At 68.8% G+C, this 25085-nt stretch carries 28 protein-coding genes and 2 pseudogenes; 25 read left to right on the top strand and 5 right to left on the bottom strand.

Annotation, left to right across the window (positions count from 1 at the left end; translation table 11 throughout):
• Positions 1-58 precede the first annotated feature (58 nt).
• The 14 genes and pseudogenes from RCP80_RS19935 (at position 59) to RCP80_RS19875 (ending at position 11992) form a co-directional block, all read left to right on the top strand.
• Positions 59-1429 carry a glutamyl-tRNA reductase gene (locus RCP80_RS19935; RefSeq protein ID WP_308479315.1) on the top strand — a complete coding sequence of 457 codons (1371 nt, stop codon included), beginning with the start codon at positions 59-61 and terminating at the stop codon, positions 1427-1429.
• 46 nt (positions 1430-1475) lie between these two features.
• On the top strand, positions 1476-2396 hold the full coding sequence (hemC, locus tag RCP80_RS19930) for a hydroxymethylbilane synthase (RefSeq protein ID WP_308482946.1): 921 nt from the start codon (positions 1476-1478) through the stop codon (positions 2394-2396).
• 35 nt (positions 2397-2431) lie between these two features.
• On the top strand, positions 2432-4093 hold the full coding sequence (locus RCP80_RS19925) for a bifunctional uroporphyrinogen-III C-methyltransferase/uroporphyrinogen-III synthase (RefSeq protein ID WP_308479314.1): 1662 nt from the start codon (positions 2432-2434) through the stop codon (positions 4091-4093).
• 22 nt (positions 4094-4115) lie between these two features.
• Entirely contained in the window at positions 4116-5096 is a 981-nt protein-coding gene (gene hemB / locus RCP80_RS19920; RefSeq protein WP_308479313.1) for a porphobilinogen synthase, read from the top strand.
• The gene (locus tag RCP80_RS19915; protein WP_308479312.1) at positions 5093-5497 is read left to right on the top strand and encodes a hypothetical protein; all 405 of its coding nucleotides are present in this window, start codon (positions 5093-5095) and stop codon (positions 5495-5497) included. Before hemB ends, RCP80_RS19915 begins: the two co-directional genes overlap by 4 nt.
• A 24-nt stretch (positions 5498-5521) precedes the next feature.
• A complete protein-coding gene (locus tag RCP80_RS19910; protein ID WP_308479311.1) occupies positions 5522-6001 on the top strand; it encodes a hypothetical protein in 480 nt (159 codons plus the stop codon).
• A 1-nt stretch (position 6002) separates the two neighbouring features.
• Positions 6003-6665, top strand: a complete 663-nt coding sequence (locus RCP80_RS19905) for a transport-regulating membrane protein Mce1N (protein ID WP_308482945.1) — start codon at positions 6003-6005, stop codon at positions 6663-6665.
• Complete coding sequence (locus RCP80_RS19900; protein ID WP_308479310.1) at positions 6662-6904, top strand: hypothetical protein; 243 nt, start codon at positions 6662-6664, stop codon at positions 6902-6904. Before RCP80_RS19905 ends, RCP80_RS19900 begins: the two co-directional genes overlap by 4 nt.
• A gap of 38 nt (positions 6905-6942) precedes the next feature.
• Positions 6943-9117, top strand: a complete 2175-nt coding sequence (locus RCP80_RS19895; RefSeq protein WP_308479309.1) for a heavy metal translocating P-type ATPase — start codon at positions 6943-6945, stop codon at positions 9115-9117.
• A gap of 147 nt (positions 9118-9264) precedes the next feature.
• Positions 9265-10131, top strand: coding sequence for an oxygenase MpaB family protein (locus RCP80_RS19890; protein ID WP_308479308.1), 867 nt, complete (start codon positions 9265-9267; stop codon positions 10129-10131).
• Positions 10026-10292 (top strand): annotated as a pseudogene (locus tag RCP80_RS26020) (helix-turn-helix domain-containing protein); the annotation flags it as partial. The gene RCP80_RS19890 and the pseudogene RCP80_RS26020, both read left to right, overlap by 106 nt.
• Before the next feature lie 264 nt (positions 10293-10556).
• Positions 10557-10682 (top strand): annotated as a pseudogene (locus RCP80_RS26015) (TetR/AcrR family transcriptional regulator); the annotation flags it as partial.
• Positions 10683-10734: 52 nt separating this feature from the next.
• A complete protein-coding gene (locus RCP80_RS19880) occupies positions 10735-11217 on the top strand; it encodes a pyridoxamine 5'-phosphate oxidase family protein (RefSeq protein WP_308479307.1) in 483 nt (160 codons plus the stop codon).
• A gap of 97 nt (positions 11218-11314) precedes the next feature.
• A complete protein-coding gene (locus tag RCP80_RS19875; RefSeq protein ID WP_308479306.1) occupies positions 11315-11992 on the top strand; it encodes a PadR family transcriptional regulator in 678 nt (225 codons plus the stop codon).
• Positions 11993-12055: 63 nt separating this feature from the next.
• Here RCP80_RS19875 and RCP80_RS19870 read toward each other — a convergent pair whose 3' ends face one another.
• The 3 genes from RCP80_RS19870 to RCP80_RS19860 are packed head-to-tail and all read right to left on the bottom strand — an operon-like array spanning position 12056 to position 14426.
• Entirely contained in the window at positions 12056-12805 is a 750-nt protein-coding gene (locus RCP80_RS19870; protein WP_308479305.1) for an Rv2686c family ABC transporter permease subunit, read from the bottom strand.
• Between the two features lie 5 nt (positions 12806-12810).
• Positions 12811-13524, bottom strand: a complete 714-nt coding sequence (locus tag RCP80_RS19865) for a fluoroquinolone export ABC transporter permease subunit (RefSeq protein ID WP_308479304.1) — start codon at positions 13522-13524, stop codon at positions 12811-12813.
• Positions 13521-14426 carry an ABC transporter ATP-binding protein gene (locus RCP80_RS19860; RefSeq protein WP_308479303.1) on the bottom strand — a complete coding sequence of 302 codons (906 nt, stop codon included), beginning with the start codon at positions 14424-14426 and terminating at the stop codon, positions 13521-13523. Before RCP80_RS19860 ends, RCP80_RS19865 begins: the two co-directional genes overlap by 4 nt.
• A 163-nt stretch (positions 14427-14589) precedes the next feature.
• On the opposite strand from RCP80_RS19860, the gene RCP80_RS19855 reads away from it, so the two are divergent.
• Positions 14590-15060 (top strand): GbsR/MarR family transcriptional regulator, encoded by a 471-nt coding sequence (locus RCP80_RS19855; RefSeq protein ID WP_308482943.1) that lies wholly within the window; start codon positions 14590-14592, stop codon positions 15058-15060.
• Between the two features lie 360 nt (positions 15061-15420).
• The gene (locus RCP80_RS19850) at positions 15421-16296 is read left to right on the top strand and encodes an alpha/beta fold hydrolase (RefSeq protein ID WP_308479302.1); all 876 of its coding nucleotides are present in this window, start codon (positions 15421-15423) and stop codon (positions 16294-16296) included.
• An 18-nt stretch (positions 16297-16314) separates the two neighbouring features.
• Here RCP80_RS19850 and RCP80_RS19845 read toward each other — a convergent pair whose 3' ends face one another.
• The gene (locus tag RCP80_RS19845) at positions 16315-16695 is read right to left on the bottom strand and encodes a nitroreductase family deazaflavin-dependent oxidoreductase (RefSeq protein WP_308482942.1); all 381 of its coding nucleotides are present in this window, start codon (positions 16693-16695) and stop codon (positions 16315-16317) included.
• A gap of 57 nt (positions 16696-16752) precedes the next feature.
• On the opposite strand from RCP80_RS19845, the gene RCP80_RS19840 reads away from it, so the two are divergent.
• The 8 genes from RCP80_RS19840 to RCP80_RS19805 all read left to right on the top strand — a co-directional run bounded on the left by RCP80_RS19840 (position 16753) and on the right by RCP80_RS19805 (position 24528).
• Positions 16753-17148: a nitroreductase/quinone reductase family protein gene (locus RCP80_RS19840; RefSeq protein ID WP_308479301.1), complete on the top strand. Its 396-nt coding sequence runs from the start codon at positions 16753-16755 to the stop codon at positions 17146-17148.
• 52 nt (positions 17149-17200) lie between these two features.
• A complete protein-coding gene (gene hemL, locus RCP80_RS19835) occupies positions 17201-18508 on the top strand; it encodes a glutamate-1-semialdehyde 2,1-aminomutase (RefSeq protein WP_308479300.1) in 1308 nt (435 codons plus the stop codon).
• Positions 18509-19120: a histidine phosphatase family protein gene (locus RCP80_RS19830; RefSeq protein ID WP_308479299.1), complete on the top strand. Its 612-nt coding sequence runs from the start codon at positions 18509-18511 to the stop codon at positions 19118-19120.
• A gap of 38 nt (positions 19121-19158) precedes the next feature.
• Positions 19159-19737 carry a TlpA disulfide reductase family protein gene (locus RCP80_RS19825; RefSeq protein ID WP_308482941.1) on the top strand — a complete coding sequence of 193 codons (579 nt, stop codon included), beginning with the start codon at positions 19159-19161 and terminating at the stop codon, positions 19735-19737.
• Positions 19734-20516, top strand: coding sequence for a cytochrome c biogenesis CcdA family protein (locus RCP80_RS19820; RefSeq protein ID WP_308479298.1), 783 nt, complete (start codon positions 19734-19736; stop codon positions 20514-20516). The genes RCP80_RS19825 and RCP80_RS19820 overlap by 4 nt, the downstream gene beginning before the upstream one ends.
• A gap of 5 nt (positions 20517-20521) precedes the next feature.
• On the top strand, positions 20522-22132 hold the full coding sequence (gene resB, locus RCP80_RS19815; protein WP_308482940.1) for a cytochrome c biogenesis protein ResB: 1611 nt from the start codon (positions 20522-20524) through the stop codon (positions 22130-22132).
• Positions 22132-23127: a c-type cytochrome biogenesis protein CcsB gene (gene ccsB, locus RCP80_RS19810; protein ID WP_308479297.1), complete on the top strand. Its 996-nt coding sequence runs from the start codon at positions 22132-22134 to the stop codon at positions 23125-23127. The genes resB and ccsB overlap by 1 nt, the downstream gene beginning before the upstream one ends.
• A 96-nt stretch (positions 23128-23223) precedes the next feature.
• Positions 23224-24528 carry a MinD/ParA family ATP-binding protein gene (locus tag RCP80_RS19805; RefSeq protein ID WP_373693383.1) on the top strand — a complete coding sequence of 435 codons (1305 nt, stop codon included), beginning with the start codon at positions 23224-23226 and terminating at the stop codon, positions 24526-24528.
• A gap of 29 nt (positions 24529-24557) precedes the next feature.
• On the opposite strand, the gene RCP80_RS19800 is transcribed toward RCP80_RS19805, so the two are convergent.
• On the bottom strand, positions 24558-24719 hold the full coding sequence (locus RCP80_RS19800) for a hypothetical protein (RefSeq protein WP_308479296.1): 162 nt from the start codon (positions 24717-24719) through the stop codon (positions 24558-24560).
• Between the two features lie 75 nt (positions 24720-24794).
• Between RCP80_RS19800 and RCP80_RS19795 the strand changes: the two genes are divergently transcribed.
• Positions 24795-25079, top strand: coding sequence for a DUF4229 domain-containing protein (locus RCP80_RS19795; RefSeq protein ID WP_308482938.1), 285 nt, complete (start codon positions 24795-24797; stop codon positions 25077-25079).
• Positions 25080-25085: the final 6 nt, after the last annotated feature.

The following is a 25085-nucleotide window of genomic DNA, read 5'->3' as shown; positions in this document are numbered from 1 at the left end:
CCTGATAGCGGCAAGGGAGCGTGCGGGTGAGTGCTCGGTTGGTGACTGAGGCGGTGTCGTGAGCGTCCTGCTTTTCGGGGTTTCGCACCGCAGTGCGCCGGTACCCGTCCTGGAGCAGCTGTCCACCGACGAGGCCGATCAGGCCAAAATCGTCGATCGGATACTGGAATCCTCGCTGGTGACCGAGGCCATGGTGCTCTCGACGTGTAACCGCGTCGAGGTGTACGCGGTGGTCGAGGCCTTCCACGGCGGTCTGTCCGCGATCGGCCAGGTGCTGGCCGACCACGCCGGCATGCCGATGAACGACCTGACCAAATACGCCTACGTCCGTTACGCCGAGGCGGCCGTCGAGCACCTGTTCTCGGTGGCTTCCGGCCTCGATTCGGCGGTCATCGGGGAGCAGCAGGTGCTCGGTCAGGTGCGGCGCGCCTATGCCGCCGCCGAGGTCAACCGCAGCGTCGGGCGCACCCTGCACGAACTGTCGCAGCGGGCGCTGTCGGTGGGCAAGCGCGTGCACTCCGAGACCGGGATCGACGCCGCGGGCGCCTCGGTGGTGTCGGTGGCGCTCGGGATGGCCGAGGCGCGCCTGGGCGGCCTGGCCGGCCGCACCGCCGCGGTGGTGGGCGCCGGTTCGATGGGCGCGCTGACCGGGGCGCATCTGGTGCGCGCGGGCATCGAGCGCGTGCACGTGGTCAACCGGTCGTTGCCACGGGCCCAGCGGCTGGCCGAGAACCTGCGTGAGCAGGGCGTGGAAGCCACCGGAATGAGCCTCGACGACCTGCCCGCCGCACTCGTCGACGTCGACGTGGTGGTCAGCAGCACCGGCGCGGTGCGTCCCGTCGTGTCGCTGGCCGACATGCACTACGCGCTGGCCCAGCGCAACAGCGACGGGCCGAAGCCGCGTCCGCTGGTGGTCTGCGACCTCGGCATGCCGCGCGATGTGGACCCGTCGGTCGGGGGCCTGCCCGGCGTCTGGGTCGTCGACATGGAACGCATCCAGCGCGAGCCGTCGGCGCGCGCGGCCGCCGCGGACGCCGAGGCGGCCCGCACCATCGTGGCCACCGAGCTTGCGACCTACCTGGCGGGGCAGCGGATGGCGGAGGTGACGCCGACGGTGACCGCGCTGCGGCGCCGCGCCGCCGACGTCGTCGAGTCCGAACTGCTGCGCCTGGACAACCGGCTCCCGAGCCTGGATTCAGCCCACCGCGACGAGGTGGCCCGCACCGTGCGACGGGTGGTCGACAAGCTGTTGCACGCGCCCACCGTCCGCGTCAAACAGTTGGCCAGTGCGCCCGGCGGCGACAGCTACGCCGAGGCGCTGCGCGAACTGTTCGAACTAGACCCCACCGCCGTCGACGCGGTTGCAACGGTTGGCGAATTGCCGTTAGTTGCAACGGATTTCGAAGCGTTGACGGAACCATCCGAGTAGCTTGGAAAATACCTCGAATACCAACTTGACGTCCTCGATTCCCGATGTGATCCGGGTCGGCACCCGCGGCAGCCTCTTGGCGACAACGCAGGCCGGTACCATCCGCGACGCGTTGATCGCACGCGGGCACCCCGCCGAATTGGTCATCATCGCCACCGACGGGGACCTCTCGTCGGCACCCATCGCCGAGATCGGCGTCGGCGTTTTCACCGCCGCGTTGCGGGAAGCGATCGCCGACGGCCGGGTCGACTGTGCGGTGCACTCGTACAAGGACCTGCCGACCGCGCAGGACCCCCGCTTCCTGCTTCCGGCGTCCCCGCCCCGGGAGGACCCGCGGGACGCGCTGGTGGCCCGTGACGGGATGGTGCTGGGGGAGCTGCCGGCGGGCTCGACCATCGGCACGTCGTCCGTCCGCAGGGGGGCACAGCTTAGAGCACTGGGTCTCGGTTTGGAAATTCGCCCCCTACGAGGCAACCTAGATACCAGGTTGAACAGGGTAAGCAGCGGTGAACTCGATGCCATCGTGGTGGCCCGGGCGGGACTGGCCCGTATCGGACGCCTCCACGTGATCACCGAGACGCTGGACCCGGTGCAGATGTTGCCGGCCCCGGCTCAAGGGGCGCTGGCGATCGAGTGCCGATCCAGTGATGTCGAGTTGGCGCAGTTGTTGGCGGAGTTGGATGACGCCGACACCCGCGCGGCAATCACCGCAGAGCGTGTCCTGCTCGCCGAGATGGAGGCGGGTTGTTCCGCACCGGTGGGCGCGATCGCGGAAGTGGTCGAGTCCATCGATGAGGACGGCAACGTCTTTGACGAGCTGTCGTTGCGCGCATGCGTGGCGGCAGTGGACGGATCCGACATGATCCGCGCGTCCGGTATCGGGACGGCCGATCGGGCTCGAGAGCTGGGGCTCTCGGTCACCGAGGAGTTATTCGAGCTGGGTGCGCGCGAACTGTTGGGTCGCTGACGGCCTACGAAGCCTGGAAGGGCAGGAGTTTGCAGATGACTCGAGTGCGTAAGCCGAAGCCGGGGCGCATCATGTTTGTCGGTTCGGGACCGGGCGATCCGGGCCTGCTGACGATGCGGGCGCGAGCCGTGCTGGCTAACGCCGCGCTGGTCTTCACCGACCCGGATGTGCCTGAACCGGTCCTGTCGGTGGTGGGTTTGGAACTGCCACCGGCTTCCGGACCGGCACCGGCTCCGGAACCCAAGGGAGCACCGGAGAAGAACGGCGAGGCACCCGCGAAGGATGAGCCACCGGTGGTGAACATCGGGCCCGATATCCGCCCCGCGCTCGGCGATCCCGCCGAGGTGGCCAAGCTGCTGATCAGCGAGGCCAAGACCGGCGCGGACGTGGTCCGCATGGTCGCCGGCGATCCGCTGTCGGTGGACTCGGTGCTGGCCGAGGTCACCGCCGTGGCCAAGGCGCAGATGGTGTTCGAGATCATCCCGGGCCTGCCGGCCTCGACCGCCGTGCCGACCTACGCCGGGCTGCCGCTCGGCTCGTCGCACACCGTGGCCGATGTGCGTGCGCCCGAGGTGGATTGGGCCGCGCTGGCCGCCGCGCCGGGACCGCTGATCCTGCACGCCACCCCGCAGCATCTGGCGGACTCGGCGCGCACGCTGATCGAGTTCGGCCTGGCCGAGAACACGCCGTGCGTCGTCACCGCCCAGGGCACCACCTGCGCGCAGCGCAGCGTCGAGACCGTGCTGTCGGCGCTGACCGACCGGGCCGCCATCGGCGGCACCGATCCGGCGGGCCCGCTGACTGGGTCGCTGGTGGTCACGATCGGGCGCACCGTGGCCCATCGGGCCAAGCTGAACTGGTGGGAAAGTCGCGCGCTGTACGGCTGGACCGTGCTGGTGCCGCGCACCAGGGAGCAGGCCGGCGAGATGAGCGACCGGCTCGTCACCCACGGGGCCACCCCCGTCGAGGTGCCGACCATCGCCGTCGAACCCCCGCGCAGCCCGGCGCAGATGGAACGCGCCGTCAAGGGCCTGGTGGACGGCCGCTATCAGTGGATCGTGTTCACCTCCACCAACGCGGTGCGCGCGGTCTGGGACAAGTTCGCCGAGTTCGGCCTGGATGCGCGCGCCTTCTCCGGCGTGAAGATTGCCTGCGTCGGCGAGGCCACCGCGGATCGGGTCCGTGCCTTCGGGATCAGCCCCGAGCTGGTGCCCTCCGGCGAGCAGTCGTCGCTGGGTCTGCTCGAGGACTTCCCGCCGTACGACGACGTCTTCGACCCGGTCAACCGGGTGCTGTTGCCGCGGGCCGACATCGCCACCGAGACGCTGGCCGAGGGCCTACGCGAACGCGGCTGGGAGATCGAGGACGTGACCGCCTACCGGACGGTGCGCGCCGCACCGCCGCCGGCCCAGACCCGCGAGCTGATCAAGACCGGTGGTTTCGACGCGGTCTGCTTCACCTCCAGCTCGACGGTGCGCAACCTGGTCGGCATCGCCGGTAAGCCGCACGCCCGCACGATCGTCGCGTGCATCGGACCCAAGACCGCCGAGACGGCCGCGGAGTTCGGGCTGCGCGTCGACGTGCAACCCGAGACCGCCGCGGTCGGACCGTTGGTGGAGGCGCTGGCCGAGCACGCCGCCCGGTTGCGCGCCGAGGGTGCGTTGCCGCCGCCGCGCAAGAAGAGCCGCAGGCGCTGACGAGCCCGGCCAGGCTGAGCGCATGAGTTATCCCCGGGTGCGGCCGCGCCGGCTTCGGTCGACACCGGCGCTGCGCCGTCTCGTCGCCGAAACGACGCTCGAGCCACGGCATCTGGTGTTGCCGATGTTCGTGGCCGACGGCATCGAGGAACCCCGACCCATCGCCTCGATGCCCGGCGTGGTGCAGCACACCAGGGCTTCGTTGCGCACGGCGGCCGCCGCGGCGGTCGACGCCGGGGTGGGCGGGCTGATGCTCTTCGGTGTGCCGCGCGACGAGGACAAGGATGCCGCCGGGTCGGCCGGCATCGATCCGAACGGCATCCTCAACCGCGCGTTGCGGGACCTGGCCGCCGATCTCGGCGATGCCACGGTCCTGATGGCGGACACCTGCCTCGACGAGTTCACCGACCACGGCCACTGCGGGGTACTCGACGAGCGCGGCCGCGTCGATAACGACGCCACCAATGAGCAGTACGTGCAATTGGCGGTGGCACAGGCAGATTCGGGGGCCCACGTGGTGGGTCCGAGCGGCATGATGGACGGGCAGGTCGGCGCGATCCGCGACGGGCTCGACGCCGCGGGCCACCCCGATGTGGTGATCCTGGCGTATGCGGCCAAGTTCGCCTCGGCGTTCTACGGACCGTTCCGGGAGGCCGTCGGCTCGAGCTTGTCCGGGGACCGGCGCACCTATCAACAGCAGCCCGGCAACGCCCGCGAGGCGGTGCACGAGATCGAACTCGACATCGCCGAGGGCGCCGACATAGTGATGGTCAAGCCCGCCATGGCCTATCTGGATGTGGTCGCCGCCGCGGCCGAGGTTTCCCCGGTACCGGTGGCCGCCTATCAGGTTTCCGGTGAGTATTCGATGATCGCCGCGGCCGCCGCCAACGGCTGGATCGACGGGCGGGCCGCCGCGCTGGAATCGCTGATCAGCATCCGCCGCGCGGGTGCCGACATCGTGTTGACCTATTGGGCGGCCGACGTCGCCGGCTGGCTGGCGTGACGCCGGAGCCCCCCGACCGGCCCGAGGACGTCGACACCGCGTTCTGGCTGTGGGCGGTGGCGTTGCCGCTGTTGGTGACGAGCTACCTGACCGATGTGGTGACCGCGCCGACGGGCGTGCCGATCGTGATCGCCTTCGCCGTGTTCGTGGCGATCATCCTGGTCGCGGTGGTGGGCACGTTCCTGGTGCTGATGCGCGCCGGTTACCGCTGGGCCCGCACGGTGCTGACGGCGGGCGGACTCAGCTCGATCGTGTACGTCACGATGAACCTGTTCGGCACGCAGCGATCCGAGTTCGGCGCGACGATCTACGCGGTGACGGGCATCTTCGGCGCCGTGCTGGTGGCGGGCGGCATCTACCTGTTGCATCGACGGACGTCGCACGCCTACTTCACGCGCTGAGTGCCGCGCTAGGCTGACCCGACAATGACTGATCGACAGGTTCCTCCACCCTCTCCGCATGCGCGCCCCCGCGTCGTCGACGTCGCGGTCTGGCTGCTGCTGGCCGGCGCCGTCCTACTGATCTTCGGCGGGCTGATGTCGGTCACGCTGAGCTTCGACACCGTCCGGTCCATGGCGGACGCCGCGATGTCCGACGAGGAGCTGCGCAACTATCTGACGCTGCACCGCGGCGCCGGGGTCTTCTGCCTGGTGGCCGGCGCCGCGCTGGCGTTCGTGGCGGGCAAGACCCGCGCCGGCGACGAGCGCTTCCGGCGCGCGACGGTCGCGCTGGCCCTGGCGGCGATCGTCTTGGTGGCGGTGTTGTCGCTGGTCATCGGCACCAATATCGTCGCGTTGCTGGCGTTGCTGCCGCTCATCGTCGGTGCGATGCTGCTGCGGCGGCCCGCGGCGGCCCAATGGTTCTCCCCGGCGGTCACGACCGGGACGGATGGCGCGGATGGCTGACATGGACGATATGCCCGACGGCGCCGAGATCCACGACGCCGACGCCCCGGCTGCGGAGATCCTGTTCGCCGAGCCCGGCGCCAGCTGGCTGTGGCTGTTGTCCGGGCCCGTGGCCGCGCTCGCGATGCTGCTGGTGCAGCTTTCCAGCGGGCTCGGAATCCAATGGGTGGTGCCGATCGCGTTCCTCGTCCTGGTGTCGGGCTTCGTCGCCCTGCAGGTCAAGGCCGCCCGGATTCACACGTCGGTCGAGCTGACCGCCACGCACCTGCGGCAGGGCACCCAGACGGTGAACCTCGACGAGATCGTCAAGGTTTACCCGGAACCCGTCAACGGCGGCCGTCGGCACTACGACGGCAGCGTGCTCAACCGGAGCAACGCGTTGAGCAGCCGCGCCATGAAGAAGGCGGGCCTGGACCCGGCCGATCTCGCCGAGCCCGAACCCGAACGCGAACGGCCGCCCGACACCGACCGGGCGACCGTGGAGAAGTGGCAGTCCGCGCGCGCGCTCGGCGAGCTCACCGGCGTCCCGCGCGGCCGGACCGGCATCGGGCTGCGGCTCACGGGGAAGCGCACGGTCCAGGCGTGGGCGCGCAACCATCGCGAGCTGCGGGCGCAGCTGACCCCGCTGATCGAGGCCCGCACCAACCCCGACGGGCGCCCGTGACGGCACGCCGTCGCGCGACGATCGAACTCGGCTTGGCGCTGCTGGCGGCGGCCGGCTGCGTCGCAGCCTGGTTGGCCGCGGGGACGACGACGCCGGTGGCGCCGGTGCTCGAGGGGGAGCCGGCCACCACCTCGGTGACCTATTACCCGCCACTGTTGGCGCTGTCGCTGTTATTGGCCGCCGCGGCGGGGGTACTCGCGGTTCTGGGCGTGGCCCGGCTCCGTCGCGCCGCCGGGTGAACCCCCCGCTTCATACCCCCTAGGGGTATATTGGTGGAATGACCGCAACCAGCCTGGTGACCGACCTTCGCCTCTCGGGGATGACCTGCGCGTCCTGTGCGGCGCGGGTCGAACGTGGGCTCAACGACCTCGAGGGGGTGCGCGCCAGCGTCAACTTCGCGGTCGAGCGGGCCCACGTCGAGCACAGCGAACGGGTGTCGGAGGCCGACCTGGTCCGCGCCGTCGAGCAGGCCGGCTACCAGGCCGCGGTGATCGGCCGCGGGGCAGCGGTCGAGGATGCCGGACCGGACGCCACCGGACCGGATCTGCGGCCGCGGTTGCTCGTCTCCGCGGTGCTGGCGCTGCCGGTGGTGCTGGTCTCGATGATCCCGGCCTGGCAGTTTCCCGGCTGGCAGTGGGTGCTGCTGGCGCTGACCACCCCGATCGTGTTCTGGGGTGGCTACTCGTTCCATCGCGCCGCCGCCCAGGCCGCCCGGCATCGGTCCTCGACCATGGACACCCTGGTCTCGCTGGGCACCCTGGCCGCCTACCTGTGGTCGCTCTACGCCGTGGTGAGCGTGGCCGGCCATACCGGCGGCGGCTTCAGCGGTTTTCATGAGCACCTGTACTTCGAGGTGGCTGCGGTCGTCACGGTGTTCCTGCTGCTCGGTCGTCACGCCGAGGCCAAGGCCAAGCGTTCGGCCGGCTCGGCGCTGCGCGAACTGCTGTCGCTGGGCGCCAAGGACGCCACCGTGCTGCGCGACGGCGCACCGGTCCAGATCCCGGTGGCGGAGTTGACCGTCGGCGACGTCTTCGTGGTCCGGCCCGGCGAGCGAGTGGCCACCGACGGGGTGGTGGTCGAGGGCGCCTCGGCCTTGGACACCGCGGCGATGACCGGCGAGTCGGTTCCGGTGGACGTGCGCCCCGGCGCTGCGGTGCTCGGGGGCGCGGTGAACACCTATGGCCGGGTGCAGGTGCGCGCGACGCGGGTCGGCGCCGACACCCAACTGGCGCGGATGGGGCAGCTGGTCACCGAGGCGCAGAACGGCAAGGCCTCGATCCAACGGCTGGCCGACCGGATCTCGGCGGTGTTCGTCCCCGTCGTGCTGGTGATCGCGGCGCTGACGGTGCTGGGCTGGTTGCTGCTCGGCGGCGCGGTGAGCGCCGCGTTCACCGCGGCGGTGGCGGTCCTGATCGTGGCCTGCCCCTGTGCGCTGGGCCTGGCCACCCCGACCGCGATCCTGGTGGGCACCGGTCGCGGCGCGCAGCTGGGCATCCTGATCAAGAACCCGCAGGTGCTGGAGACCGTCACCGGCATCGACACCGTCGTGCTGGACAAGACCGGGACAGTCACGACCGGGGCGATGAGCGTCGCCGAGGTGCAGGCCCACTCCGGGGAGCAGCGCGACGAGGTGCTGGCCCGCGCGGCCGCGGTCGAGGCCGCCTCCGAGCATCCGCTGGCCGCGGCGATCGTCGCCGCCGCACGGCAGCGCGACCTGACCGTTGCGCCGGTCACCGACTTCGTCAACGAACCCGGCGTCGGGGTGGCCGGCACCGTGGCCGGTGTGCGGGTGCGGGTGTCGCGCGCGGGTACGTTGGCCGGCGTCGACCTGCTGGGCTCGCCGCAGCCGGGGGCGCCCGGCACCGAGGTCGAGGTGGCCTGGGACGGGCGGGTGCGCGGCACGATCCGGGTCGCCGACACCGTCAAGCCCAGCAGTGCGCAGGCGATCGCCGAGCTCACCGCGATGGGTTTGACGCCGATGCTGTTGTCCGGCGACAGCGCCGCGGTCAGCGAGCGGGTGGCCGACGAGGTCGGCATCGACCGGTCGAACGTGATCGCCGGCGTATTGCCGACCGGCAAGGCCGAGGTGATCGCCGCGCTGCGGGCCGAGGGCAAGCGCGTCGCGATGGTGGGCGACGGCGTCAACGACTCGGTGGCCCTGGCGACCGCCGACATCGGCATGGCCATGGGCACGGGCACCGACGCCGCGATCGAGGCCGGCGACATCACCTTGGTGCGCGGCGATCTGCGCACGGTGCCGAGGGCATTGCGACTCTCGGCGCGCACGCTGCGCACCATCCGGGTCAACCTGTTCTGGGCGTTCTTCTACAACGCGGCGGCGATCCCGCTGGCGGCGGTCGGCCTGCTGAACCCGATGATCGCCGGCGCCGCGATGGCGGCCTCGTCGGTGCTCGTGGTGGCCAACAGCCTGCGGTTGCGCGCGTTCCGCTAAACCCCCAGCCCCACCCCCCAATAAGCCCAGCGGGCGTGTCCCCGGCCGACCCGCCGTGGTTTGGTCCGGTTCTGCGCACGCCCGCCCGAGCAGTGCTGCCGCTCACGCACACTTGGTACAGAGTGCAAAATCTGTAACACTGTGCGCATGACGGAGTTGATGGATACCGAGACGCGTCCCGATGCGGCGCCCCTGGGCGGGCAGTCGCTGATCTGGCGCTATTTCGGCGACAACCGGATGTACCTGATCGGTCCGCGGCCGGCCGTGCTGCAGAACATGCTCGCCGAACTCGGGCAGGGCGTGCTGGACCATTCGGTGTTCTTCTCCGATACCGCCGAACGGCTCAAGCGGACCATCCCGCCGATCTTCAACACGGTGTATGGCTCCGGCGAGAAGAACGCGGGCCTCAACGTTCGCGACTACCACGTCGACATCAAGGGCGAGATGCCCGACGGGTCGCGCTACCATGCGCTAAATCCGGAGACCTACTTCTGGGCGCACGCCACCTTCGTCGAGCAGGTGTTTTATTTCGCCGACACCTTCGTCAAACGGCTCACCGACGCCGAGCGGGAACAGATCTACGCCGAATCCAAGACGTGGTACCGCCGCTACGGCGTCAGCGACAGCATCCTGCCCGCCGACTACGCCGAGTTCACCGCATACTGGGACCGGATGCTGGAGACCGTAGTCGTCCCGCACAAGACCGCGCAGTATGGCGTCGGCTACGTCACCAAGGGCTTCCCCAAGCCCAAAGCGGTCTCGCCGCTGGTGTGGAAACTGGTTGCGCCCGTGTTCAATCCGATGGCGGCCTTCCTGACCACCGGCGGGCTGCCGCCGCGGGCCCGCGACATGCTCGACCTGCCGTGGACCGAGAAGCAGGAGCGGCGCTATCAGCGGTTCGCCGCGGTGTGGCGCTCCAGGCCGGTGAACTGGATCTGGGACCGGCTGCCGATGTCGGTGCGCTACAACAAATACGCCCAGAAGGCGTATGCCCGCGAAGGTGTGACGCCATAGCCGGCGGCAAGTCCGACACGGCCACCGCCGCCATCCTGGATGCGGCGGTGGGGGAGTTCGAGCGGCACGGCTTCCGGCGCGTCGCCCTCGACGACGTCGCCCGCCGGGCCAAGGTCAGTCGCACCACGATCTACCGCCGCTTCGCCGGACGCGACGAGTTGGTCGCCGCGGTGATCGACCGGGAGAACGAGACGCTGTTCACCGAGATCGCCGCGCACATCAAAAGCGCTGGGCCCCAAGCCAATATCTACATCGAGGCGTTCACGGCGGCCATCATGAAGTTCCGTGACCATCGGGTGCTCAACCGGATGATCATCGACGACCCGGCGCTGGCACTCGAGCTGGCGCACGAGCACTATGCTGCCGCGGTGGCCAGAATCGTTGCGGCCCTGCACATCATCTTCCCCGCCGGCTTCGCCGACCGGGTCGGCGCGCCGACGGTGGCCGCGCTCGCGGACGCGATCCTGCGTTATTCGTTGATGGCGTTGCTGTTGCCGAGCCTGCAGCCGATCGGAACCGAGGACGAGATCCGGGCCTTTGCCACCGCGCATTTTCTGCCCAGCTTGCCTGCGGCGCTGCGGGCCATTTCCGTATAAAGGGGGCATGAGTTCCCTCGAGCAGATCGCGCCGGCGTTTGTCGACATGGCCCATTCGATCGTGTGGGCATCGGTGGCCACCGTGGATCCCGAGGGGCGCCCGCGCATCAGGGTCCTGCATCCGTTCTGGGAGTTCGACGGCACCGACCTGGTGGGTTGGATCGCCGTCGGTCCCACGCCGATCAAGCGGGCCCACCTCGCGGCGCAGCCCGAGATCTCGATCAATTACTGGGCCCCCAACCACGACACCTGCAGCGCGGAGTGCCGCGCGGAGTGGGTGTTCGACGACGACGGACGCACCGCGGTGTGGGAGAAGCTCAAGAATGCGCCCGAACCCGTCGGCTACGACCCCGCGATCATCCCGGTCTGGCAGGGCGGGCCCACCGCGCCGGAGTTCGCCGCCTGGCGACTGCGCCCCCGGCGATTGCGGGTCATGCCCGCCAGCGTGTTGACCCAGGGGACCGGCGAGGTGCTCAGCTGGCACGCCTGATCGACGACAGAAAATCATTGCCAGACGATAGTTCCCGATATATCGTTGATGTATCGGGAGCGCATTCGGGCGTTTCCTCGCGACGAAGGAAACCGACATGACCAACCCATTTGGATCCCCGCCCGGGGGCTTCGGCATTTACGGTGTCGACCCGCGCACGCTGTATCGACAGGCGCGTGAGGGTCAGCGCCACCTCCGGGAGCAGGCCGCCGATGCCGGGTTCCCCGGCCCCGTCATCCCCGTCATGCCGTTCGGCGGCTTCGGCAGGGGTTTCGGCAAGGGCTTCGGATTCGGGCCGGGCGGCCCGCGCGGCCCACGGCGGGCCGGCCGCGGCCGCCGCGGCGACGTCCGCGCGGCCATCCTCACGCTGCTCGCCGAGCGGCCGATGCACGGCTACGAGATGATTCAGGAGATCGCCGGACGCAGTCAGGGCCTGTGGCGTCCCAGTCCCGGCTCGGTGTACCCGACCCTGCAACTGCTGGTCGACGAGGGATTGCTCGCCTCAGTCGAAAGCGACGGCAGCAAAAAGCTTTTCGAGCTCACTGACGACGGGCGCGCAGCCGCGGAGAAGATCGAGACGCCGCCGTGGCAACAGATCGCCGATGACGCCAAGAACGACGAACCGCACCACGCCACCCTCACGACCGCCGTGACCCAGCTGATGGGCGCCGTCGGCCAGTCCGCCTACACCGCCACCGCCGAGCAGCAGCAGCGCATCATCGACATCGTCGACACCGCGCGCCGCGAGATCTACGGGGTGCTCGGCGACTCCTGACAGGGATCGCGGCGCGGGCCTGCCTCAACCGCCACCTGCGCTGATGAACCGGGGTGTGGCCGGTCAGGTGTTCTTGGCGACGAAGCGGCGAAACAGCGGCCAGGCGATGGCGACGTTGTAGATCACACCGCCGAGCAGGTAGGGCCACCAGGTGCCGTGGTCGGATGCTACCCAGAACGCTTTGGCCGCCCAATATGGCGGCAGAACACCGAAAGCCAGATGCCACGCCGAGTCTATGAACCAAGGTAGGCATGGCAGTCCGGCGATGAGCATGCCCAGCGCGCGGACCATCGCGATGCCCTGAATCTTGTTGCTCGCCACCGCCACGATCATCAGCAGCGTTACTACCGCGGCTAGGCCGGCGACCATCCCGATCGGTATCAGCGCCGGGATCAATCCCGGTTCCAGAATTCCGCTGAACGACAGCGTGGCGATGACGTAGATGGTGGTGACGGCCATGACGGTGCCGGCGCGATAGCCGAAGAACGTCGCCAGTGGCACCGGGGTGACTCGCAGTGCTGTCAGAGTGCCGGCGTCGATCTCGTCGAGGACGAGGAACGCTGCCAGTCCGCCGGTGACGATGATGCTGGTGAGCAGGAGAAATGCGGTGAGCACCAACGGGTAGTAGGACACCAGATCGAAGTCGTAGCGTTGCGTCAGCAGATCGGTGGCCATCGGAGTGAGGACGGCGACGGCGGTGGTCCAGATCACCGGCGCCACCACCAGCATGACCAGCAGCGGATCACGGTAGGTGCCGAGGAGGTCGTTGCGGCCGAACGCGGCGAGGGCTCTGCCTGCACGAAATCCAGTCATGACCGTCACCACGCGCCCGACCTCTCGATGACATACCGGCCGAACAGCACCTTGGCGACCCGGTACAAACCGGCCAGGCACAGCAGTGGATAGCTCACTGCGTAGATGATCTGACCGGTGCTCAGGTCCACCTGATCGAACGCCGCGCCCAGCAGCAGCAACGGGCCCTGGGTGGGGATGGCGTACAGCACGGGGTTCGGCCACAGCCCGGAGTAGTAGATCAGTGGTGGGACCAGCATGATCGACAGCGGGATTGTCGCGGCCAGAAACCAGTCGGTCACTGAACTGAAGGGCAACGAGGTGATGAACCCGACCATCAGCATCAACAGGGTGCCCAGCACGACCCCGGCGATCAGTGGCAGCGGGTTATAGGCGAACCCGCCCGCGATTGTTGCCACCGCGATCGCTACAAACAATGAAATCGACACCAGCACAATGAGTTTGGCGCAGATATATTCCCAGAACCGCAGGGGTGTGGAGATGATGGCGCCGAGGGTACGTTCCTGCTTTTCGAAGAAGACCGCACCGCCGATGAAGAAGAATCCGATGATGGCGACGTCGCCGACGAGCACATAGGGTTCGGCGACCGGGCGCAGGTGCTGCGGCATCGGCAACAGCACGGACAGCCAGATCAGGCCGGAGAAGAGGCCGGCGTGCAGGAACTTCTGTCGAGTCTGCAGCGTCAGTTCCAGGCGCAGCGCCGTAACGAGGCGGGTCATGTCAGCTGCCTTCCGGTGACTTCGACGAAGACGTCGTCGAGGCTGGCTTCACAGCTGTGAATGGTCTCGACATGATGGTTGCGCAGCACGGCGTGAAACGCCGGGTCGTCGGCCAGACCGTCCATGGCGAACTCGGCGGTAGCCAATGTCCCGTCGTGGGTGCGGTATTGCACCTGTACCCGCCGTTGACTACGGGCGATCTTCAGTTCGGCGGGCGTGTCGAGCGCGACGATGCCGCCGTCGACGACGAACGCCACCCGATCGCACAACTCGTCGGCGGTGGACATGTCATGCGTGGTCAGAAAGATCGTGCGGCCTTCGGCTTTGAGTCCCAGAATGATGTCTTTGACCTTGCGGGCGTTGACCGGGTCCAGTCCCGAGGTCGGCTCGTCGAGAAACAACAACTCGGGGTTGTTGATCAGCGACCGTGCAAATGTCAGCCGCATCTGCATTCCCTTGGAGTACTTGCCAACTCGGGTATTTGCGGCCTCGGCCAGGTCGACCGACTCCAGCAACGCCATCGGGTCTGCGGTCGGCCCGTCATACAAGGAGGCGAAAAAGCGTAGATTCTCCAGGCCGGTCAGCTTGTGATAGTGGTTGGGTAGTTCGAAGGACACCCCGACCCGCTGGTAGTAATCCGGGCCCGACGCCTGCGGATCGCAGCCCCACACGCTGGCCTGGCCGCCGTGTCCGCGCAAGAGTCCGATGAGCAGTTTCTGGGTGGTCGACTTTCCTGCGCCGCTGGGGCCCAGGAACCCGAAAACCTCGCCCCGCCCTACGGTGAAATCCATACCGCGCACCGCCGGTTGGGCCGCTTTCGGATAGGTGAACGTCAGCTCTTCGACCTGGATCACTTCGGTGCTGGTAGGTGGTGGAGCGACTCTGCTCGGCGTCGTGGGCATCGGGTTCTCGGTAGCCTTTCCGGTCGGCGCGGGCACCGCGCACAGCGAGCTACAACATCTCCGACCAGACTTCCCGGAACACCGAGGCTGACTGTACTAAACTTTCAGTAATTAGTGAAGAGTATTGGGGTGAGGAGGATTCGAGGTGGACGCGTCTCTCGATCTGCAACAGGCGGCCGAGCAGCTCGCCGTCGTGTTGACCAACAACGGGTTGCAGCGGATGACCGCACGGGTGTTGGCGACACTGTTGTTCACCGAGCAGTCCAGCGTCACGATGGGTGAACTGGCCGAAACCCTCAATGCGAGCGCCGGGGCGATTTCGGGGGCGCTCAAGATGCTCACGTCGGTCGGGTTGGCCGAGCGGGTTCCGGCACCCGGCAGCCGCCGTGACCACTACCGGCTGCGGGACAATGCCTGGGCCGTCCTGTTCACCAGTAAGAACGAGACGATGGGGTTGATGCAGGCTGCCGCGGATGCCGGCATCGCCGTCACCGACGATCACAGCCCGGCTCGTGCGCGCCTGACCCAGATGCGCGATTTCTATGCCTTTCTGATGGCCGAGCTCCCGGCAGTACTGGATCGGTGGCACCAACTACCCGAAGCGGCGGTGACCCGCGATGGCCCGTTCGAATGACTAGCCGCGGTGCGCAGCGACACCGTTGCACGGTGCCGTAGGTCCCCGCAGCCGGCCGCGCTCCCCGTCGGCGATGGCCATGTGCGCCGGCAGGCATCGGTGTGGAGCAGAGTGCTTGCAGCGCTTCCGGTTTGATCCGTTCGACGGCATACCGGGGCTTCGGATTCAGCGATCCGCATGTGGTGGCCAACTCAACCCGCGGCTGATACTTGTCGAAGGACAGCTCGGGGCACAAGCGCCCGAGACTGCCCTATTACCCTGGCCCACAAGGGTTATCGCTAAAGTCTTCGCTCGGTGGCGCGCCCAGGCGCGGCGCCGCGTGTGGGTCTTGCGCTACCGCTTCTGACATCGTGGTCCATCATGGACCGGGTGGAGGGAACGCAGATCGTCAATACCGGCGCAGGACCGGTCGAGGTCCGCTACCTGCCCGCGGCCAAGCCGCCGATACTGCTGTTTCCCGGCGGGCACACCAGTGCGGCCACGCCAACCGGTGAGCGTCTCTACACCGCGCTCGGCCACGGGGTGCTGTGCTTCTCGCGTCCCGGATACGGCGGCACGGATGTTGGCCCCTTGACCGCGGCGGAGTTTGTAGCGCTGGTCGTCGAAACGTGCCGGCGTCTCGGTATTGAGCGCTCGGCCGGTGCCGTCGGAGTCTCTTTCGGCGGTCTACAGGCAATGCATACCGCCGTACTGGCGCCCGAGCTCGCCCCGAAACTCACTCTGCACAGTTGCGCGCCGTCGGTGCTGCCCTATCCGGACACCCTGATGGAGCGTGCGGCAGCACGCTGCGTTTTCGGGTCGGTGACGCAGAAGATGACGTGGGCCGCGATCCGGCGGCTGGTGGCCAGCGACGCCGGCCTGAGGACGATGATGAAGTCGTTGACGCGGTTACCCGACGACGAGTGGTGGCCGCAGATGTCGCCGACTGACCGCGCGAGCGCGCGTGCCATGTTCAACGCAATGGGTTCGGGTTATGGTTTCGGCAACGACATCCGCCAAGCAACCCGCCAGCTGAGCGACTACCGTGCCCACATTCATTCTCTGGTGACCGTCCCAACACTGATAACCGCATCTCGCTCCGACGGCGCGGTTTCATTTCGACACGCGCAGAACTTCGCGGCAACGATCCGGTGTGCGACGCTCTACGAGACGACCAGCCCGACGCACCTGCATTGGATCGGCCCCGCACACACGGGCATCACCGCAGCGCTCGCCGACTTCCTGTCGGTGCACTAGCGACGGCGAGGCCTGGGGTCAAACCCGGCGCAGCAGCACCGCGTTCTCGAACGGCAGTCTGGGGAACAGCCCGCTGCCCAGGCCCCGGACATACGGGGCGGCCTCGGCCTTGCTGACCACCCGTGGGTCCGTCACGGCGAAGGTGCGGCCGCGGCGTTTCATGCGGGCGCCGCCCGCGGCGGTGATGTTCTTGAGCCAGTCCCGGTCGGGACCGTAGGTCAGCAGGATCGCCACGCCCTCGTCGGTGGAAAACACCGTCAACGGGGTCCGGTAGGTCTTGCCGGACCTGCGCCCGACGTGCTCGAGAATCCCGAACGTCGGCGCCCAGCCCGCCCAGATCCGCTGGATGGGATTGGTCACATACCGGTTGAACCGGGCCAGCCACTGCGGAAGTTGCATGCCGGTCATTATCTCCTCGACATTGCGGTAGAACCAGGGCTGCGGCACGCTGCGAACATGGTTTATCTGAAGCAGAACTGGTTCACCGCCAAGGTGTTGAACCGCATCGCGATGGCCACCGGACTGGCCGGCGCGGAAACCCTCACGGTGACCCGGCGCAGCACCGGTGAACCGCAGCAGATCCCGGTCACGACGGTCCTGGTGGACGGCCAGCGCTATCTGGTCTCCACCCGCGGCGAGGCGCACTGGGTCAAGAATGTGCGCGCCACCGCGCGGGTCAGCGTGGCCAACCGCACCGGAACCGCGCATTTCACCGCCAGCGAAATTCCGGTCGAACAGCGGCCGCCGGTGCTGACGGCCTACCGCGCCAAGCTCGGAAAGACCGTTGAAGGGTACTTTCGTGAGCTGCCCGACGCGGCCGATCACCCGGTTTTCGTGCTGACCCCGGCCTAACAACTACACCCTGTAGGAGATCCCGGCGACGGCAGCTGGGACACTGGAGGCCATGGCCAATACCGATCAGTCCGCCAAGCTGTTCGCCGCGGCGGCCGAGGTGATCCCCGGTGGGGTGAACTCGCCGGTGCGGGCATTCAGCGCCGTCGGCGGAACGCCCCGCTTCATCACCTCCGCGCGGGGCTGCTGGCTCACCGACGCCGACGACAACCGCTACGTGGACCTGGTGTGTTCCTGGGGTCCGATGATCCTGGGCCACGCGCACCCGGCCGTCGTCGACGCGGTATCGACGGCCGCGGGGCAGGGCCTGTCCTTCGGGGCCCCGACCCCGTCCGAAACCGAACTGGCCGCCGCGATCGTCGACCGCGTCGCCCCGGTGCAGAAGCTGCGGTTCGTGAACTCCGGCACCGAGGCCACCATGAGCGCGGTGCGGTTGGCCCGCGGCTTCACCGGCCGCTCCAAGGTGATCAAGTTCTCCGGCTGCTACCACGGCCACGTCGATGCGCTGCTGGCCGACGCCGGTTCGGGGGTGGCGACGCTCGGCCTGCCGTCCTCGCCCGGGGTCACCGGCGCCACGGCCGCCGACACCATCGTGCTGCCCTACAACGACGTGGCCGCCGTCGAGGCGGCCTTCGCCGAGCACGGCGCCCAGATCGCCGTCGTCATCACCGAGGCCAGCCCCGGCAACATGGGCTGCGTGCCGCCGCAGCCGGGTTTCAACGCCGCGCTGCGCCGGATCACCGCCGAGCACGGGGCGCTGCTGATCCTCGACGAGGTGATGACGGGATTCCGGGTGAGCCGCGGCGGTTGGTACGGCCTCGACCCGGTCGAGGCCGACCTGTTCACCTTCGGCAAGGTGATGAGCGGCGGGTTGCCCGCCGCGGCCTTCGGCGGCCGCGCCGAGGTGATGGACCGGCTGGCCCCGCTGGGCCCGGTCTATCAGGCCGGCACGCTGTCGGGGAACCCGGTGGCGATGGCCGCGGGCCTGGCGACGCTGCGCGCGGCCGACGACGCCGTCTACGCCAAGCTCGACGCCAACGCCGACCGGCTGGCCACATTGCTCACCGACGCGCTGGCCGAAGCCGGTGTGACACACCGGGTTCAACGCGCCGGCAACATGCTGTCGGTGTTCTTCACCGAGCATCCGGTGATCGATTTCGCCGCCGCGCGCGCCAGCCAGACCTGGCGCTTCCCGCCGTTCTTCCACGCTCTGCTCGACGCCGGGGTGTACCCGCCGTGCAGCGCCTACGAGGCGTGGTTCGTCTCGGCGGCGCTCGACGACGACGCATTCACCCGAATCGCCGATGCGCTGCCGGTGGCGGCCCGCGCCGCGGCTGCCGCTACCGACCCGGAGGCCTGAGTGAGTTCGAAGACGCGTGTCCATGTGATGCGCCACGGTGAGGTGCACAACCCGGAGGGTGTGTTGTACGGCCGACTGCCCGGCTACCACCTGTCCGAACGGGGTCGGGCCCAGGCCCAGGCCGTCGCGGATTCCTTGGCGAACAATGACATTGCGGTGGTGATCGCCTCCCCGCTGGAGCGTGCGCAGGAGACCGCCACACCGATCGCGCATTATCACGGGGTGTCGCTGGGCACCGACGAGGACCTGATCGAATCGGCGAACTACTTCGAGGGCAAGCGGATGTCGCCCGGCGACGGGGTGTGGCGGCACCCCAAGGTGTGGTGGCAGGTCCGCAACCCGTTGACGCCGTCGTGGGGGGAGCCGTACCGGGTGATCGCCGCGCGGATGTCGGCCGCGGTGGACCGGGCCCGACTCAAGGCCGAAGGCCACGAGGCGGTCTGCGTCAGCCACCAGTTGCCCGTCGAGACGCTGCGCCGCTTCATGCAGGGCACGCGCCTGGCGCACGATCCGCGTCGCCGACAGTGCAACCTGGCCTCGCTGACCACCTTCACCTTCGACGGTGACCGGTTGGTCGACGTGTCGTATTCGGAACCGGCGGCCGGCTTGTGAGTCGGCGCGGTCGGATCTTTGCGTTGGTGGCGCTGGCGATGGCCGGCTGCCTCGCGCTGACCGGCTGCGCCACCGGCGACGACGCCGTCGCCCAGGGCGGGACGTTCGAGTTCGTCGCGCCCGGCGGCAAGACCGACATCTTCTACGACCCGCCGCAATCCCGCGGACAGCCCGGACCGATCCGCGGACCCGACCTGATGGACCCCGAGCGGGAGCGCTCCGTCGCGGAGTTCGCCGGCGATGTGGTGGTGATCAACGTCTGGGGCCAGTGGTGTGGTCCGTGCCGCACGGAGATGACCCAGCTGCAACAGGTGTACGACGCCACCCGCGACGACGGCGTGGCCTTCCTCGGCATCGATGTGCGTGACAACGACCGCGACGCGGCCAAGGACTTCATCCTGGACCGCAACATCACGTTCCCGTCGATCTACGACCCGCCGATGCGCACCATGATCGCCTTCGGCGGCCGGTACCCCACCTCGGCCATCCCGTCCACCATCGTGTTGGACCGCGAGCACCGCGTGGCCGCGGTGTTCCTGCGTGAACTGCTCGCCGAGGATCTGTTGCCCGTCGTGCAGCGACTGGCCGCCGAACCAGCACCGGGACCGCAGCCGTGACCGGGGCCGCCGAACTCGCCGCCTCGGGCCCGCTGCTGCTGGCGCTCGGGCTCTGCGTGCTCGCCGGCCTGGTGTCGTTCGCGTCCCCGTGCGTGGTCCCGCTGGTGCCCGGATATCTGTCGTATCTGGCCGCGGTGGTCGGCGTCGATGAGCACACCGACGCTGCCGCGGGCGCGGTCAAGCTGCGCACGCAACGGTTGCGGGTGGCCGGGTCGGCCTTGCTGTTCGTGGCCGGCTTCACCGCGGTGTTCCTGCTGGGCACCGTCGCGGTACTGGGCATGACGACCTCCCTGATCACCAATCAGCTTGTGCTGCAACGGGTCGGCGGCGTGGTGATCATCATCATGGGGCTGGCGTTCATCGGGTACATCCCGACCCTGCAGCGCCAGGCGCGCCTGACCCCCAAGATGCTGTCGACGGTCGCCGGGGCGCCGCTGCTCGGCGCGGTCTTCGCGCTGGGCTGGACGCCGTGTCTGGGACCGACCCTGACCGGCGTCATCACCGTGGCCTCGGCCACCGACGGCACCACGATCGCCCGCGGGGTGGTGCTGGTGATCGCCTACTGCCTGGGCCTGGGCCTCCCGTTCATCCTGCTGGCCCTCGGTTCGTCGTGGGCCTTCGGCGGGCTGGACTGGTTGCGCCGGCACACCCGCACCATCCAGGTCATCGGCGGGGTGTTGCTGATCCTCGTCGGTCTGGCGCTCGTGAGCGGGCTGTGGAACGAATTCATCTCCTGGGTGCGCGACGCGTTCATCAGCGACGTGAGGTTGCCGATTTGACCGGCATGATCCGGCGGGTGCTGGCGACGATTCGCAACACCTGGCGCGGGCTGACATCCATGGGGACCGCCCTGGTGCTGCTGTTCCTGGTGGCGCTGGCGGCCATCCCGGGTGCGCTGCTGCCGCAGCGCAGCCTCAACGCCGGCAAGGTCGACGAGTACCTTGGCGCGCATCCCACGCTCGGGGTGTGGTTGGACCGCTTCCAGTTCTTCGACGTGTTCTCCAGCTTCTGGTTCACCGCGATCTACGTGCTGCTGTTCATCTCGCTGGTGGGATGTCTGACGCCGCGGATGATCGAGCACGTCCGCACGCTGCGCGCGGTGCCGGTGCCGGCGCCCCGCAATCTGGGGCGGCTGCCCAAGCACGCCGAGGCCGAACTCGTCGGCGATGCGCGCCAGATCGCCGACGCGATGGCGGGCCGGTTGCGCGGCTGGCGCAAGGTGGTGCGCCCCGGCGGGGCCGGTACGGAAGGCGCCGTCGAACTCTCGGCCGAGAAGGGCTACCTGCGCGAGTTCGGCAACCTGGTCTTCCACTTCTCGCTGCTGGGCCTGCTGGTGGCGATCGCGTTCGGCAAGATGTTCGGCTACGAGGGCAACGTGATCGTCATCGCCGACGGCGGCCCGGGGTTCTGCTCGGCCTCACCGGCGGCCTTCGACTCGTTCCGGGCCGGCAACACCGTCGACGGCACGTCCCTGGAGCCGATCTGCGTGCGCGTGCACGACTTCGACGCGGAGTATCTGCCCAGCGGCCAGGCCATCTCGTTCGCGGCCAACGTCTCCTATCAGGCCGGCGACGAGCTGGCCGCCGACAACTGGCAGCCGCACGCGTTGGCGGTGAACCATCCGCTGCGGGTCGCCGGTGACCGGGTCTACCTGCAGGGCCACGGCTACGCGCCGACGTTCACCGTCACGTTCCCCAACGGGGAGCAGCGCTCCCAGACCATCCAGTGGCGGCCCGACGACCAGCTCACGCTGCTGTCCTCGGGCGTGGTGCGGATCGACCCGCCCGCGGGCATGTACCCCGACGTCGACGAACGCCGCAAACAGCAGATCGCGGTCCAGGGTCTGCTGGCACCCACCGAACAACTGCACGGCACGCTGCTGTCCTCGAGCTATCCGGCGCCGAACAACCCGGCCGTGGCGATCGACATCTACCGCGGCGACACCGGCCTGGACTCGGGGCGGCCGCAGTCGCTGTTCAGCCTCGACCAGAAGCTCATCGACCAGGGCCGCCTCGAGAAACTCGACCGGGTCAACCTGCGCGTCGGCGACGACGTGCGCCTCGACGACGGTTCGGTGCTGAGCTTCGATCGGGTCACGCCGTTCGTCAACCTGCAGGTGTCGCACGATCCGGGTCAGCTGTGGGTGCTGGTGTTCTCGCTGACGATGATGGCCGGACTGTTGGTGTCGCTGGTGATCCGCCGGCGCCGGATCTGGGTGCGCCTCACCCCGGCCGTGGCCGCCGGTGCGGCGAACCCGGACGTCACCGGTACCGTGAACGTCGAGCTGGGCGGGTTGGCGCGCACCGACAATTCGGGCTGGGGCGACGAGTTCGAACGGCTCACGAAACGGTTGTTGGCCGTCGTCGAAGTGGGCGCGGCAAAGGAGAGAGTCTGATGAACAGCGAGCACGTGGACCTCGAGCTGGCCCGGTATTCGGACTGGGCGTTCACCTCGTCGGTCCTGGTCCTCACGGTGGCCCTGCTGTTGCTGGCCGTCGAGCTGGCCTACAGCCGCAGCAAGAAGGTCGACGAGCGCGAACTCGTGCGCGCCGGGGCGGGTGCGGCGGTGAGCACCGACAGCAACACCCCCGGCGTCGTCGTCGACGACAGCCCGCGCCGCTCTCTGGACGACCGGGTCGGCCGCACCGGCCTGGCGCTGGTCTATCTCGGCATCGTCTTCCTGCTGGCCTGCATAGTGCTGCGCGGCATGTCCACCGGCCGGGTGCCGTGGGGCAACATGTACGAGTTCATCAACCTCACCAGCTTCTGCGGACTGGCGGCGGCCGCGGTGGTGCTGCGGCGTCCGCAGTACCGCGCGCTGTGGGTGTTCGTGCTGGTGCCGGTGCTGATCCTGCTGACGGTGTCGGGCAAGTGGCTCTACAGCCACGCCGCCCCGGTCATGCCGGCGCTGCAGTCGTACTGGTTGCCGATCCACGTCTCGGTGGTGAGCCTGGGCTCCGGGGTGTTTCTGGTCGCCGGCGTGGCGAGTCTGCTGTTCCTGCTGAAGATGTCCCGGTTCGGCGACCCCCAGAGTTCGGGCGACGGGGTGATGTCGCGGATCGTCTCGCGGCTGCCGGATGCGCAGACGCTGGACCGGATCGCCTACCGCACCACGATCTTCGCGTTCCCGGTGTTCGGCTTCGGGGTGATCTTCGGGGCCATCTGGGCCGAGGAGGCGTGGGGACGCTATTGGGGTTGGGACCCCAAGGAGACGGTGTCGTTCATCGCGTGGGTCGTGTATGCGGCCTACCTGCACGCCCGGTCGACCGCCGGATGGCGCGACAAGAAGGCGGCCTGGATCAACGTGGTCGGATTCGTGGCGATGGTGTTCAACCTGTTCTTCATCAATCTGGTCACCGTCGGCCTGCATTCCTACGCCGGCGTCGGCTGACGGCACCGGTATCCGCCGGAGATTTCCGGGGGCGCGACGGCGGAGTTCCCTGCGATAAGGTGCACGCACCAGACATCGACTAGGGGGAATGGGCCATTGTCTGACCAACCGGCGCACGGCGCGGATGCTCGTCACGGCAGAGAACACGACGACCCGCCCGCCTGGTTGCCGGACCCGCCGTCCGCCGACGAGGCGCCGCGGCATTCGGCGCCCGAACCGTCCGACCCCGATCTGCAGCGCAGCTATCCGGCACCCACGGGATTCCGCCACGAGCAGCGCTTCAGTGCGCCGGCCCCGCCGGCGGAATGGAACGATCCGACACCGCCGACCGGATTCCCGGTCGTCGGCCACTATCCGGGTGCACCGGGACCCGTGGGGCCGCCGCCCGCGCCGTGGCCGCCCGCGCCGCCCGGCGCCCACCCGCCCGGAGCGGTCCTGCCGCCGCCGTACCGGCCGGAAGTGCCGCAGACGCCGTATCCGGATCTGGCCACCAGCGCGCTGCTCCGGCCCGTCAAACCGGCCCCCGCCAGCGGCTGGCGCCGGCTGCTCTACGTGCTTTCGGGCAAGACCATCAACGTGGGTGAAAGCCCCAAGGACACCCACCGCCGCAACCTCATCGCGCACGTCAACCATCCGCTGCAGGGGTGCTATCAGATCGCGGTGCTCAGCCTCAAGGGCGGGGTCGGCAAGACCACCATCACCGCGACGCTCGGTGCGACGTTGGCCTCGATCCGGGGCGACCGGGTGGTCGCGGTGGACGCCAACCCCGACCGCGGCACCCTGAGCCAGAAGGTGCCGCTGGAAACCCCCGCGACGGTGCGCGACCTACTGCGCGAGGCCGAGGGCATCGAGCGCTACAGCGACGTGCGCCGGTACACCTCGCAATCGCCGAGCCGGCTGGAGGTGCTGGCCTCGGAGACCGATCCGGCGGTCTCGGAGGCATTCAGCTCCCAGGACTATGCCCGCACGCTGGAGGTGTTGGAACGCTTCTACAGCCTGGTGCTCACCGACTGCGGCACCGGGTTGATGCATTCGGCGATGTCGGCGGTGCTTTCGGCCGCCGACACCTTGATCGTGGTGAGCTCCGGCTCGGTGGACGGGGCGCGCAGCGCCTCGGCCACGCTGGACTGGCTGGATGCGCACGGCCACGAGCAGCTGGTGCGTAACTCGGTCTGCGTCGTCAACGCGGTGCGGCCGCGCTCGGGCAAGGTCGACATGCAGAAGGTTGTCGACCACTTCTCGCGGCGGTGTCGGGCGGTGCGGACGGTGCCGTTCGATCCGCACCTGGAGGAGGGTGCCGAGATCAGCCTGGACCGGCTGCATCCATCGACGCGGGACGCGCTGGTCGAATTGGCGGCCGTGGTCGCCGACGGGTTCCCCGCCGAGTTCCGGCCGGCCTGAAACCGGCCACCGCCGCCGGCGGCCGGTGGTCAGCGCGGGTTGTTATCGCCGTGACTGAGTCGCCAGAGGAACTCTGGGTCGTCATCGGGTCCGATGACGCGGGTCGGCGGCCGGTTGGCCTGTGCGCGCATGAAACGCCAACCGGTGTACACCAGGGCCCCGATGATCAGGATGACGAGCAGGTAGAGCACGTAAACCTCCTTTGTTCGATGATACGCGGTGTCGGTAGGCTCGGACCCGTGGCAGACAAAGACTCCACCGGTGCAATGGTGCTCGACGTGCTCGCCTACATCGGCGCGCGCTTGGTGTTGGTGGGGCTGCTGACTGCCGTCATCTTCTACGGCGCGCACCTGATCGGGGTCGGCGACATCCCGTTGGTGGTCGCCATGCTGTTCGCGTTGGTGATCGCGCTGCCGTTGGGGATCTGGCTGTTCGCGCCGCTGCGTCGCCGCGCCACGGCCAGCATCGCCGCGGTGGACGAGCGTCGTCGCCGGGACCGGGAACAGCTGCAGGCCCGCCTGCGCGGCGAAGACCCGCCGCCGTCGTCGTGACCCGCG

The sequence above is a fragment of the Mycolicibacterium sp. MU0053 genome, assembly GCF_963378095.1.
Classification (GTDB): domain Bacteria; phylum Actinomycetota; class Actinomycetes; order Mycobacteriales; family Mycobacteriaceae; genus Mycobacterium; species Mycobacterium burgundiense.
The sequence above is the reverse complement of the archived record's forward strand: the minus strand, read 5'-3'. Positions and strand labels throughout refer to the sequence as shown.